Here is a 12,053-nt window from a genome sequence, read left to right on the forward strand (position 1 = left end):
CTCAGAAGTCGGTGGGGAGACCCTCATGGACACGGGACTGGGCGGGCACACGGTCGTGCGGGACGTACTCCGTCTCGACCACCCGGCTCGCGTCGAGGCCCGCCGGCCGGTAGTAGTCGCTGCCCCGCCGCCAGTACCAGAACATCGGGACCAGCCCGACGGCGAGACCGCCGATCCCGATCCCGACAGCCGGCGCGCTGAGTTCGCCGAGCGACTCGGCGAAGATCCAGAACATGAACAGCGACCCCAGCAGCGGCCACAGCCCGCCCAGCACGAACCGCTTCGGCGAGCTCAGCAGCATCTTGCGGTACGCGACGACGGCCGCGAGGCCCGCCAGACCGTAGTAGAGGGCGATCTGAAGACCCATCGCCGAGATCGCGTCCTCCAGGATCTCGCCCACCGTGCCCAGCGCGTTGGACGCGATGAACATCGCCAGCGCCACCGCGCCGACCACCGCGATCGCCACCCACGGTGTGTTCCAGCGGGGGTGCACCCGGCCGAGCGCGGCCGGCATCGTACGGTCCCGGCCCATCGCGAAGAGCGAGCGGGTGACCTGGATGAGCGTGGTCTCCAGGGTGGCGATCGTGGACAGCATCACGGCGAGGATCAGCAGTCTGCCGCCCCACCCCGGCCAGATCTCCTGGCCGAGCACCCCCATCACGTTGCCGCCGTTCTCGGTGATCTGCCGGTCCGACAGATACATGTTCACGGTGATCGTGAACGCCTCGAACAGCAGGAAGACGACGCCCAGTCCGACGATCCCGGCGAGCCCGGTCGTCCGGCGGCTGTTGCGGGTCTCCTCGCTGAGATTGCAGGTGACGTCCCAGCCCCAGTAGTAGAACGCGGCCACCAGTGCGCCCGCCGCGAAGCCCGCGGCGCCGTCGAAGTGCCCGAAGCCGAGCCAGGACCAGTCGAAGGGGCGGGCGTGGTCGGAGCGGACCGCGGCGAGCGCCAGGAACAGGGCCAGGATGACCAGTTCCACACCGGACATCAGCAACTGGGCCCGTACGGTGAGCCGGGCGCCGCCGAGCACCACCAGCAGCATCGCGACGAACCAGCCGGCGCCGACCAGCGTGGCGAGCGCGGTGTTGTCCGCGAGGGACTCGTCGAACAGCGAGAGGGTCAGGGCTCCGGCGGGCAGCGAACCGGCCACCATGAAGATCGTCGCCGACATCACCAGCGCCCAGCCGCTGATGAACCCGAGGAACGGGTGGAGCGTACGGCCCACCCACGAGTAGCTCGCGCCCGCGTTGACGTCGATCCGGCTGAGGTGGCTGAACGCCAGGGCGATGCCCAGCATGGGGATCGCGCAGTACAGCAGCGCCGCCGGGCTGGCCAGTCCGACCGCCGCGACCAGGACGGCCGTGGTCGCACCGAGGGAGTAGGCCGGCGCGCTGCCGGCGATGGCCATCACCACTGTGTCGAACATGCCGAGGGCGCCGGGTTGCAGCCCTCTGGCGCTGCTGTTGCTCATGAAGTGCTGCTTTCCGACTTGCACGACGCGAGGGCTGCCTGGGCCCCGACGGCGTAGGGGGGTGGGGGGTAACCCGCCTCCCACCGGAGAGGGTTGGCCTCCGGGTCGGGGCGGCGGCAGGCGTGGAGGGACTCCGTCCTGTCGTTGTGTCGACAGCCGGTCACACCGTGTGTGCGAGTGATGATAGCCCCAGGCGCCGACCTTGCAAGATTGATCAGCAGGTAATCTCGGCCGACTGCGGAGTGGTCAATTCCGGTCCTCGAAAAGGACCTTGACGGATGTGCGGGACGGTCACTCGCACCGCGCCGGCCTGCGGAAACGACGGAACCGGCCGTCCCGGGGCGCTGTTGCCCGGTAGGCCGGTTCCGTTCGGCTGCTCGGTCCGGTCCGTCGGCCGGTCCGTCGGTCAGTCCGCTATACGGTCGATCAGACGGAGTTTGTTGGTGGCGTCCAGGGCGGCCACCTTGTAGGACTCGGCGAGCGTCGGGTAGTTGAAGACGGCGTCGACCAGATAGTCGACCGTGCCGCCGAGCCCCATCACCGACTGGCCGATATGGATCAGCTCGGTGGCACCGGAACCGAAGCAGTGCACCCCGAGGAGGGTGCGGTCCACCGGCGACACCAGCAGCTTCAGCACACCGTGCGAGTCGCCGATGATCTGACCCCGGGCCAGCTCCCGGTAGCGGGAGACCCCGACCTCGAACGGCACGCTCTCCTCGGTGAGCTGGTCCTCGGTCCGCCCGACGAAACTGATCTCCGGGATGGTGTAGATGCCGATCGGCTGGAGGTTGTGCATCCGGCCCACCGGCTCACCGCACGCGTGGTACGCCGCCGACCGGCCCTGCTCCATCGAGGTGGCCGCGAGCGCCGGGAAGCCGATGACGTCACCGACGGCGTAGATGTGCGGCACCTCGGTGCGGTAGTTCTCGTCCACGGTGATCCGGCCGCGCCGGTCCGCGGTCAACCCGGCCTTGTCGAGAGCGAGTTCGTCGGTCATGCCCTGCCGGCCCGCGGAGTACATCACGGCGTCCGCCGGGATCTTCTTACCGCTCTCCAGGATGGTCAGCGTGCCCCGGGGATGCCGCTCGACGGCCGCCACGGTCTCCCCGAAGCGGAAGGTCACGGCGAGGTCCCGCAGGTGGTACTTGAGCGACTCCACGACCTCGACGTCACACATGTCGAGCATCCCGGCCCGCCGCTCCACCACGGTGATCTTGCTGCCGAGGGCGGCGAACATCGACGCGTACTCCATGCCGATCACACCGGCACCCACGATCACCATGGAGCGCGGCACCCGCTCCAGTTCGAGCACGTTGTCGGAGTCCATGATCGTACGGCCGTCGAACTCGACGCTGTCCGGGCGGGCCGGCCGGGTGCCGGTGGCGATCACGATGTGCTCGGCGGTGAGCTGCCGCTCCTGCCCGTTGACCTCCTCCAGCGCGATGGTGTGCGGGTCGACGAAGCGGGCCGTGCCGGCGTAGAGCGACACGTGGTTGCGGGACAGCTGGCTGCGGACGACGTCGACCTCGCGGCTCACCACGTGCTGGGTGCGGGCCGTCAGGTCGGCGACGGTGATGTCCTCCTTGACGCGGTAGCTCTGGCCGTACAGATCGCGCTGCGTGAGCCCGGTGAGGTAGAGCACCGCCTCCCGGAGGGTCTTGGAGGGGATGGTGCCGGTGTGGATGGAGACGCCGCCGACCATGTCGGGGCGATCGATGACGGCCACGCGGCGGCCGAGCTTGGCCGCGGCGATGGCGGCCTTCTGGCCGCCGGGACCTGATCCGATGACAAGCATGTCGAAGTCGGGCACCTCCGGAGTCTGACAGCACGGGAGGGCCGGACGAAAGGGCGGACCGGCAACGAAGGGGTACGGGGGCGGGGGTGGGGCCGCGGAGGCGCGGACTCCGGGTACGGGCGTAAATCCGTGGACGGGTCCGGGGCCGTCCCGATAACGTGACCCGGCACGCCCCGAGACCGACGGAGGAGGTGAGTGCCGTGCAGTTCACACGACCACAGCGCTCCCGTCGCGTCGCCCCGGCGTGCGACGTCTGATCCGACCGGGAGCGCACCCCGCAGCACGCATCCCGGAGGACCTCCGTGACCGAACCGGTCATCCGCTCGCTCGACGAGCAGCACACACACCTCTTCGACACCCTGCCCGACCCCCTCGGCGCCGCCGACACCCACCGCCGCACCCGCCACCGCCCCGACTGGAAGCGGGTGGCCTTGCGCGACGGCCGCGTCGTCGCCCGCGGCGCCTGGTGGGGCGGCCCCGACGACACCACCCCGGTCAATCTGAACTGGTTCGACGTGGCCGACGGCGAGGAGGCGGCCGGCGCCGCGCTCCTGCGTACCGCCCCCTGGCAGGTCGATCTCGAACTGACCCTGCCCAGCGGCTGGCGCGAGGACCCGGCCCTGCGCGCGGCGGCCGAGACCCGATTCGCCGCGGCCGAGGCGGCCGGATACGAGTTCCTGGTCGACCGCTATCTCTACCGCTGGACGCCGGAGCACGGCCTCCCCGAGCGCCCCGCCCGGCTCGACTTCCGCGCCGAACCCGACGACGGGGTCTTCCTCGACGCGCTGCGGCGCATCCAGTCCGGCACCCTCGACGCGCACGCCCGCCTCGCCATCGAGGAGGGCGGCATCGACCAGGCCGCCCAGGAGGAACTCGACTTCTTCCACTGGTGCCCGTCGCCGCGCGAGTGGTGGCAGGTCGCGTACACACCCGGGGGCGAGCCCGTCGGCATCCACATCCCGGCACACAACCCCTCGGGACCGTGTATCGGCTTCATCGGAGTCCTGCCCGAACAGCGCGGACACGGCTACGCCTACGACCTGCTGGCCCAGTGCACGCACTTCCTCGCCGAGCAGGGCGCCGAGTTCATCGCGGCCGCCACCGACCGGGGCAACTTCCCGATGGCGGCGAACTTCCGCAAGGCCGGCTACCCGGTGGCGCGGGAACGCGTCCACTTCCGTGCCGGCACACCACACAACGGCGGACCGGTCGAGGACTGAGCGGACCGAGGAGACGGGCATGGGGTTCGAGGGCGGGATCTGGCGGGTGCGCGGCGACGAGGGTGAGGTCGGGGAGATCCTGATCACGGAGGCCGACTTCCCGTGGCTCTCCGGCACCTTCACGCCGGGTCCGGCCTACGAGGGGGTGCGCGAGCTGTTCGCCCGTGAGATCGCCCTGGTGAAACAGGTCGACGGGGTGCAGGAGGAGGGCTGGGACCAGGCCTACGACGAGATCCGCCGCCGGGTCACCCTGTCCTCGCCCGACGGCCCCGTCCCCGAGTTCCTGCTGCACATCGAGGGGGACGAGGCCTGGTTCCGGTGGAGCGACGAGCCCTTCGACGAGGATGGCGAGGACTAGTTTCGACGAGGACGCCGAGGACCGGTGAGGGAGGGGGCGGGGGTCAGCCCTCCCGCTCGCCCAGCAGTCCCTCCGCCTCCGCGAGGATCTCCGTCACCCGCAGCCCGAACGTCGCGTCGCAGGGATGCGGACGCCCCGTGGCGGCGGAGGAGAGCAGCGCGTCCGCGGCCCGCATGAGCGGTGGCACCGCGCCCTCGGGGCTGCGCGGCAGCCGGGTCACGCCCGCCGCGCCGCGCAGCTCCACGTCGGCACCGGCCGCGGCGGGCGGCGCGGTGAGGCTCAGCGTCAGTGTGCTCGACGCGCCGCCCGCGTGGTCGAGGACCAGCTGCACGGTGTCCCCGGGGCCGTGCGCCGCGGCCGCCACCCGCAGTGCGTCCCCGAGCACGGGCAGCAGCACCGACAGGGCGTGCGGACCGACGTCCCACAGCGCGCCCTTCTCCCGCCGCCACGCCGACGCGGCGAACGGGCTGTCGCTGGTGAAGACGGACCCGAGCCACTGCGCGCGTGCCGTGAACCAGCCGTCCTCGGCGGCCTGTTCGGCGATCCACGTCTCGGTCTCGGTCTGGAACCGGGAGGTGAAGAAGACCACGGACGCCACCCGGGCCTCGCGCGCCGCGTCGGCGACCGCCCGCGCCTCGTCGACCGTCGCCGCGAGCGGCTTGTCGAGCAGCAGGTGGCGGCCGGCCCGCGCGGCCCGTACCGCCAGCTCCGCCTGTACCCGCGGCGGCAGGGCCACGGCGACGGCGTCCACGTCGGCGAGGAGGGCGTCCACGTCGTCGTAGGCCCGCACGCCGTGGCGGCCGGCCAGGTCCTTCGCGGCGTCCGGGCGCCGCCCCCACACACCGACGAAGTCCAGGTCGCCGTGTTCCTCCAGCGCGGGCGCGTGGGCCATCTGTGCCCACGGGCCGGTTCCGAGCAGTCCGATCCGCATAGCGCCGCTTCTCCCCTGGTCGATCCCTGTTCCGAGCCCCGAACGGCCGGGTCCGCCGGCCAGGGGGAGCGTGTCATATGAACCGGTGATCCGCGCAAGCCCGGTGCGGGCCCGGACCGGCGGCGACCGAGGCACGCGCCCTCCGAGGACCGCGCACGGCCCGGACCGACCGCGTGCGGGCCACGGGGCGTGCACGCCGGTTCACACAGCGTCGACGGCGCGGTATACCCCGAGTGCCAGGAATGGTTCGCCATTATCCGGGCATACGCAGCACACAACCGAGAGAGGGGCCACCAGGTGCCGGTACCGGATCCCAAGGCCGTCAGAGAGCTGTTGACCCGCTACGCGGCGCTGCGGATCGCGCAGGCCGAGCGGGAACGCCCGATCGTGACCAGGGAGTTGGCGGACGTGAGCCGTCTGCTGTGCGAGCGCATGGGCACCGCCGACCTGCGGGAGGCCATCGTCCGGGCGGACGTCCTACTGACCGTGGGCACCCGCTCGCGCAGTGCCACCGAGACGGACAACGGTCTCCCGGTCGCCGTATGACGCTCACGGCGACCGCGTACGGCGCACCGGTCCGTCAGTGGACCGTGGTGTCCGCGCCCCGCACCTGATGCGGGATCCGTGTCGGCCTGGCCAGCCACTCGGCGATGGTGCGGGCGATCGGCTGCCCGGTGTCGACCTCCACGAAGCCGAACTGCCCCGACTGGTTGCACTCCAGGAACCACCAGGTGCCGTCACCGTCCTCCGCGAAGTCGAAGGCGCCGTACGACAGTTCCGCCTCCCGCAGATACGTGCGCACACCGTCGGCGACGCGCGCCGGCACCTCGGACTCCTCCCACGGGCCGGTGGACTCGGCGAACCGTACGTCCACCTCCTGCGGATCGGCGTCCGGCGGGGTCGGCTTGCGGGCCGCGAGCATCCGGTCGCCCACCACCGTGAGCCGGATGTCGGCCCGCTTGGTGACCCGCCGCTGGAGCAGCGTCGGCCCGAAGGCCACGGCGGCGAAGTCGGTGCCCGGTGCCACCCTGCTGGTGGGCACCGCACGCGGCGGCTCCTGCGGATGCGCGCCGGACACCGGCTTGACCACCAGGTCCGGGAACCGCTCGGCGAAGTCGCGGGCGGCCTGCGGAAACGTGGTGATCAGGGTGGCCGGTACGGGCAGCCCGCTGCGCTGGGCGAGCCGCAGCTGCCAGGGCTTGTGCCGGGCCCGGCGGGCCGCGTCCGGATGGTTCATCCAGCGCGCGTCCAGCCCCCGCAGCATGCCGTACAGCGCCTGGGAGGACTCCTCGGTCAGCCAGTCGGACGGCTCCGGCACCCGGGTGGCAGGCGTGCCCGGCCTGCGGATCCAGACGGACCTGAGGCCGTCCATGCTCACGAGGCGCCCCGCGGCCCACAGGTGGCCGCGGAAGGCGCCATGGACATACTCGCCCGAGAGGGCCACCCCACCGGTGAGGTCGGCGGGGTCGAGGCGCACCACGGGCACCCCGGAGGCGTTCAGGTGGACGACCACCATGTCCGCCGTCACGTCCTGCTCGGACGTCAGGATCAGCACGGTCATCGACGAAGGCCCGCGGGTCAGTCGTCGAAGTGCGTCTTCGACCCCGCGGTGGAGGTCGTGGTGCCCAGCTCTCTGAGCAGGGCCAGGTCCGAGGCGGCGATCCGGCCGTCCCGGGTCACGTTCAATTGCAGTCCGGAGTCGTAGGCGTACGGAGTGGTGACGTCCAACTTCGCCGCCGGGCGTGCGTAGTTGAGCGTGAACGGTTGCATCGTCTCTCCCTCGTCGGTGCCGCTCCGATCAGGCCGTCGGCATGCCGCTTCATTGCTTTGCCCCGTGGATCTCTGGGCCCCATGCACTTATACGAATCGAACGAGTGAATGGTTTCCTTACACTCCGTAGTCACAGGCGAGTTGAGCCGCCCTGAACCAGAGACGGCCGGGGCGCCCGGTCGGTTGACCCGTGGACCGGATGTGTGGCGCGGATATCAGGCGGGATCGCCCGGCCGGGCGGCCGAAGCCTGTCCCCGCACGGTGCGCAGAGCCAGCAGAAGTACGCCGATGTCGTCGAGGTACACCGGATCGGGTACGAGATCGGTCGGTAGTACGAAGTACAGGACCGCGCCCCAGAAAACCCAGCGTGGGCCGGTCGGGAGCCCCGCCCGGCGCAGTCCGCGCCGCGCCCGCACCAGCCGTACCAGGAGCCCCACGGCGGCGGCGAGCAGAAGCGCCGCGAGGGTCACGGCGACGGCGATCAGCAACACGGTCGTCGACTCCACGGGCCCTCCTCGATCCGGACGCCTAAAAGCGCGCGCCCAGCATGAATTCCCCCAAACGCAGGCTCTATTGCTGCTTGGCGGCATAAGTCACACCGGAAGCTGCAATCGGGAGGACGCGTTCCGGCTCACGAGAATGTCTTGTTGTCACTCATAGCGAGGGCATGCCCGGTGCACAGCAGGCGCGTCAGGCCCCGCCGGTGCCGTCGGTCGGGGTGCCGTCGTCGCCGTCGGGGCGCCGGGCGCCGATGCGCAGACGGCCGAACGTCTGGGTCAGTTGGCGCAGCGGCGAGGCGGCCGGCTCGGCGGGACGGCCGGGTTCCGGGAGATCGCCGTACGTCTCGCGGTAGACGGCGAGCGCCTCGTGGGCGGACTCGGCGGCCTCCCGGTAGAGGTCGCGGGACTTGGTCATGGCGTCGAGCGCGTCGGCGTACATCGCCACCAGCCGCCGCTCGCGGTCGAGTTCCTCCTCCTGGGTCAGCAGCCGCCAGTCGTCCCGCAGGGCGGTGAGCGCCGCCTCGGCGCCGTCCGGCAGCGGCCGGGGCAGCGCGGCGAAACGGGTCACGGCCGTGATCAGCTCGGCGGGCTCGGACCCGTCGAGGAACACGGTCCGTACGGTGAACTCGTCGGCCGTGTGGCCCGCGGGGGCGGGATCGCCCGGCAGGACGACGGCACCGCCGCGCGGCACTTCGAGACCGGTGTCGCGCAGGGCCCAGTTCAGCGGGCGCAGCTGCTGGGGTGCGGCGCGGTGCTCCACGACCCGGTGGCGCAGCCCGGGGGGCAGCGCGGCGGCGAGCGGCCGGTGGCCGCGCTCGTCGGTGGTCATCGCCTCGTGGACGACGACATGGACGGTCCAGGCGTCCTGTGCGGCGCTCCTGAGCGCCCGCCGGAGGTCCCGCTCGTCGGACGGCAGCGGGTTGATCGCCGCCAGGCTGAGCCCCGTACCGAACTCGTGGGCCCAGGAGTCGTCGTCCTCCGGCCAGAACATCGTCGCCGGGGACGGCCAGCGCAGGTCCCAGGGGCCCTCGGCCTCGGCGACCAGCGTCCACCGGCCGCCGTCGGCGAGGGCGAGCCGGGCCCGTACGGTCACCGGTCCCGGCACCTGCCAGCGGGCCTCGAAGACGGACTCGCCGGGTGTCTCGGACCCGGGCAGCTCACGGAAGTCGTCGAGTGTCCCCGACTCCTTCCGCAGTTTCAGGGTGTGCCGCAGGACGTCCGCTGCGTCGGCGCCGGTGTGGTGGCCGCGGGCCGGCCACACGGTCGGGGGAATCGTGGAGGAGCTCGGCATGGGTCCATCTGTGAGGAAGGGCATTCAGTGCGACTTCCCAGTATCGCCACAGACCCTGTGAACGGATCGACCGGCCCCCGCCTGCGGGCACGTGCATCCTCGGCGAGGGTGGGCAGGAGCACACCGGTCGACCACCTCTCGTGAGCAGGAGTGACTGATGATCGTGAACCTCGAAGGGAAGACCGCGCTCGTGACGGGCTCGTCCCAGGGCATCGGCGCGGCCATCGCGGCCGGTCTCGCCCGGTCCGGGGCCCGGGTCGGGGTCAACGGGCGGGACGCCGACCGGCTGGACCGGGGCATCGAGAAACTGCGGGCGGCGGTCCCGGACGGGCAGTTCGTGCCCGTCGTCGCGGACGTCGGCACCGCGGAGGGCGCGGACGCGGCCGTCGCGGAGCTGCCGGAGGTGGACATCCTGATCAACAACCTCGGCATCTTCGGTGCCACGCCCGCGCTCGAGATCACCGACGACGAGTGGCGCCGCTACTTCGAGATCAACGTCCTCGCGGGCGTCCGGCTGACCCGCGCGCACCTGCCCCGGATGATGGAGCGCGGCTGGGGCAGGGTGCAGTTCGTCGCGAGCGACTCGGCGGTCGTCATCCCCACGGAGATGATCCATTACGGCATGACCAAGACCGCCACGCTCGCGGTCAGCCGGGGTTTCGCCAAGGAGGCCGCCGGCAGCGGGGTCACCGTGAACTCGGTCATCGCCGGGCCCACCCACACGGGCGGAGTCGAGGAGTTCGTCCGTCAGCTGGTGGATCCCTCGGTGCCCTGGGACGAGGCGCAGCGGATCTTCATGCGGGAGCACCGCCCGCAGTCCCTGCTCCAGCGGCTCATCGAACCCGAGGAGATCGCCAACCTCGTGGTCTACCTCAGCTCGTCCCACGCGTCCGCGACGACCGGCGGGGCGGTCCGCGTCGACGGCGGGTACGTCGACTCGATCCTCCCGTAGGGCACGGGCGTCCGGTGCGCCGTCCGTCGCGCGTACCCGTGTCGCACACACGGGGAGTGCGCGGCGCGTACGGGGCGCACTCGGGGCGCAACAAGTGACCGTCGCGCACCCGTGGCCCCGGCCGTGCCGTCCCGTCACAATCCGGTGGACGAGCGGGACCGTCCTCCATCCGCATTGGGACGGTTCCGCTCGTCTCGTACTGCCGTCTTGTACTGGCGTCTTGTACTGGTGGGCGTCGGCCCGCGGTGTCCGTTCCGGGAACGTGAGGGGCCCCGGGGCAGCGCCGCCCCGGAGCCCTTCACGTCGGAGGCCGGCGCGACTACGCGCCGCTCTCCCGGAGCATGTCCTCGCGCTCCACGAGCTTCACGCGCTCCCGGCCCTGCGGCTCGCCCAGCGCCTTCTCGGCGGCGTCGAGCCTGTACCAGCCGTCCCACGTGGTGAAGCGGACCTCGCGCTCCGCGAGGAACGCGTCCACGGCCTCCGGCTCGGGCGCCGACGGGGTGAGCAGCCGGCTGTGGGCGAAGTCGTCGAGCAGGTTGGCGACCGTCTCGTTGGCGTCGCCCTTGGTGTGGCCGATGAGGCCCACGGGGCCCCGCCGGATCCAGCCGGTGACGTACACGGACTGAAGGTGCTCGCCGCTCTCCTGGATGACCCGGCCGCCCTCGTCGGGGACGGTGCCCGAGTCGAGGTCCCAGGGCAGCTTGGGCAGCTTGTCGGAGAGGTAGCCGACCGCGCGGTAGACGGCGGTGACGTCCCAGTCCTTGAACTCGCCGGTGCCCTTGACGTTGCCGGTGCCGTCGAGGGCGGTGCGCTCGGTGCGCAGGCCGACGACCCTGCCGTCCTCGCCGAGGATCTCGGTGGGCGACTCGAAGAAGTGCAGGAACAGCTTGTGCTGCCGGTCGCCGACGTCGCGGATGGCCCAGTTCTCCAGGGTCTTGGAGACCATGTCGGCCTGCTTGTTGCCGCGCCGGGTCTCGATCGAGCCCTCGTCGTAGTCGATGTCCTCGGGGTCGACGATGACCTCGATGTTGGGGGAGTGGTCCAACTCGCGCAGCTCCAGCGGGCTGAACTTCGCCTGCGCCGGGCCGCGCCGCCCGAAGACGTGCACCTCCAGCGCCTTGTTGGCCTTGAGGCCCTCGTGGACGTTCGGCGGGATCTCGGTCGGCAGCAGCTCTTCCGCGGTCTTGGCGAGGATGCGGGCGATGTCGAGGGCGACGTTGCCGACACCGAGCACGGCGACCTTCTCCGCCTCCAGCGGCCAGGTGCGCGGCACGTCCGGGTGCCCGTCGTACCAGGACACGAAGTCCGCGGCGCCGTAGGAGCCGTCCAGCTCGACCCCCGGCACGGACAGCGGGCGGTCGGCCGTCGCGCCGGTGGAGAAGATCACGCCGTCGTAGAACGAACGCAGATCGTCCAGGCTGATGTCCGTCGGGTAGTCGACGTTGCCGAACAACCGGATCTGCGGCTTGTCCAGCACCTGGTGCAGGGCCGTGATGATGCCCTTGATCCGGGGGTGGTCGGGGGCCACGCCGTAGCGGATCAGCCCGAAGGGGGCCGGCATCCGCTCGAAGAGGTCGATGGACACACCGGGGTCGGCGGCCACGTCGGACTTGAGCAGTGCGTCGGCGGCGTAGATGCCGGCGGGGCCGGCTCCGACGATGGCTACCCGCAGAGGGCGGGACATGATCAGGTTCCCTTCGAGCGAGGACAGGCGACTCGAACGGGAAGCCTAAACTAAGGCAAGCCTAACCTGGTACGCGGG

12 protein-coding genes are annotated in these 12,053 nt (G+C 71.4%); 4 read left to right on the plus strand and 8 right to left on the minus strand.

Annotation, left to right across the window (positions count from 1 at the left end; translation table 11 throughout):
* Position 1: 1 nt before the first annotated feature.
* Both ACIQAC_RS17740 and sthA read right to left on the minus strand, forming a co-directional pair.
* Positions 2–1,474 carry an APC family permease gene (locus tag ACIQAC_RS17740; protein ID WP_402191950.1) on the minus strand — a complete coding sequence of 491 codons (1,473 nt, stop codon included), beginning with the start codon at positions 1,472–1,474 and terminating at the stop codon, positions 2–4.
* A gap of 406 nt (positions 1,475–1,880) precedes the next feature.
* Positions 1,881–3,284, minus strand: a complete 1,404-nt coding sequence (gene sthA / locus ACIQAC_RS17745; protein ID WP_402191952.1) for a Si-specific NAD(P)(+) transhydrogenase — start codon at positions 3,282–3,284, stop codon at positions 1,881–1,883.
* Between the two features lie 287 nt (positions 3,285–3,571).
* Between sthA and ACIQAC_RS17750 the strand changes: the two genes are divergently transcribed.
* Positions 3,572–4,489: a GNAT family N-acetyltransferase gene (locus ACIQAC_RS17750; protein WP_402191953.1), complete on the plus strand. Its 918-nt coding sequence runs from the start codon at positions 3,572–3,574 to the stop codon at positions 4,487–4,489.
* Positions 4,490–4,508: 19 nt separating this feature from the next.
* Entirely contained in the window at positions 4,509–4,847 is a 339-nt protein-coding gene (locus ACIQAC_RS17755) for a hypothetical protein (RefSeq protein WP_402191955.1), read from the plus strand.
* Between the two features lie 43 nt (positions 4,848–4,890).
* On the opposite strand, the gene ACIQAC_RS17760 is transcribed toward ACIQAC_RS17755, so the two are convergent.
* Complete coding sequence (locus ACIQAC_RS17760; RefSeq protein WP_402191957.1) at positions 4,891–5,778, minus strand: Gfo/Idh/MocA family protein; 888 nt, start codon at positions 5,776–5,778, stop codon at positions 4,891–4,893.
* Between the two features lie 297 nt (positions 5,779–6,075).
* Here ACIQAC_RS17760 and ACIQAC_RS17765 point away from each other — a divergent pair, with 297 nt between their 5' ends.
* The gene (locus ACIQAC_RS17765; RefSeq protein WP_402191959.1) at positions 6,076–6,324 is read left to right on the plus strand and encodes a DUF5133 domain-containing protein; all 249 of its coding nucleotides are present in this window, start codon (positions 6,076–6,078) and stop codon (positions 6,322–6,324) included.
* Between the two features lie 34 nt (positions 6,325–6,358).
* On the opposite strand, the gene tgmB is transcribed toward ACIQAC_RS17765, so the two are convergent.
* The 4 genes from tgmB to ACIQAC_RS17785 all read right to left on the minus strand — a co-directional run bounded on the left by tgmB (position 6,359) and on the right by ACIQAC_RS17785 (position 9,339).
* Complete coding sequence (gene tgmB / locus ACIQAC_RS17770; RefSeq protein ID WP_402191962.1) at positions 6,359–7,339, minus strand: ATP-grasp ribosomal peptide maturase; 981 nt, start codon at positions 7,337–7,339, stop codon at positions 6,359–6,361.
* Between the two features lie 17 nt (positions 7,340–7,356).
* A complete protein-coding gene (tgmA, locus tag ACIQAC_RS17775; RefSeq protein WP_402191964.1) occupies positions 7,357–7,548 on the minus strand; it encodes a putative ATP-grasp-modified RiPP in 192 nt (63 codons plus the stop codon).
* A 215-nt stretch (positions 7,549–7,763) separates the two neighbouring features.
* The gene (locus ACIQAC_RS17780; RefSeq protein ID WP_402191966.1) at positions 7,764–8,054 is read right to left on the minus strand and encodes a YkvA family protein; all 291 of its coding nucleotides are present in this window, start codon (positions 8,052–8,054) and stop codon (positions 7,764–7,766) included.
* A gap of 184 nt (positions 8,055–8,238) precedes the next feature.
* Positions 8,239–9,339, minus strand: a complete 1,101-nt coding sequence (locus tag ACIQAC_RS17785) for a hypothetical protein (RefSeq protein ID WP_402191968.1) — start codon at positions 9,337–9,339, stop codon at positions 8,239–8,241.
* 157 nt (positions 9,340–9,496) lie between these two features.
* On the opposite strand from ACIQAC_RS17785, the gene ACIQAC_RS17790 reads away from it, so the two are divergent.
* Positions 9,497–10,291 (plus strand): SDR family NAD(P)-dependent oxidoreductase, encoded by a 795-nt coding sequence (locus tag ACIQAC_RS17790; protein ID WP_402191970.1) that lies wholly within the window; start codon positions 9,497–9,499, stop codon positions 10,289–10,291.
* Between the two features lie 319 nt (positions 10,292–10,610).
* Here ACIQAC_RS17790 and ACIQAC_RS17795 read toward each other — a convergent pair whose 3' ends face one another.
* Positions 10,611–11,975 carry an FAD-dependent oxidoreductase gene (locus tag ACIQAC_RS17795; RefSeq protein WP_402191973.1) on the minus strand — a complete coding sequence of 455 codons (1,365 nt, stop codon included), beginning with the start codon at positions 11,973–11,975 and terminating at the stop codon, positions 10,611–10,613.
* Positions 11,976–12,053 lie beyond the last annotated feature (78 nt).

This window comes from Streptomyces sp. NPDC088387, assembly GCF_044753385.1.
Classification (GTDB): domain Bacteria; phylum Actinomycetota; class Actinomycetes; order Streptomycetales; family Streptomycetaceae; genus Streptomyces.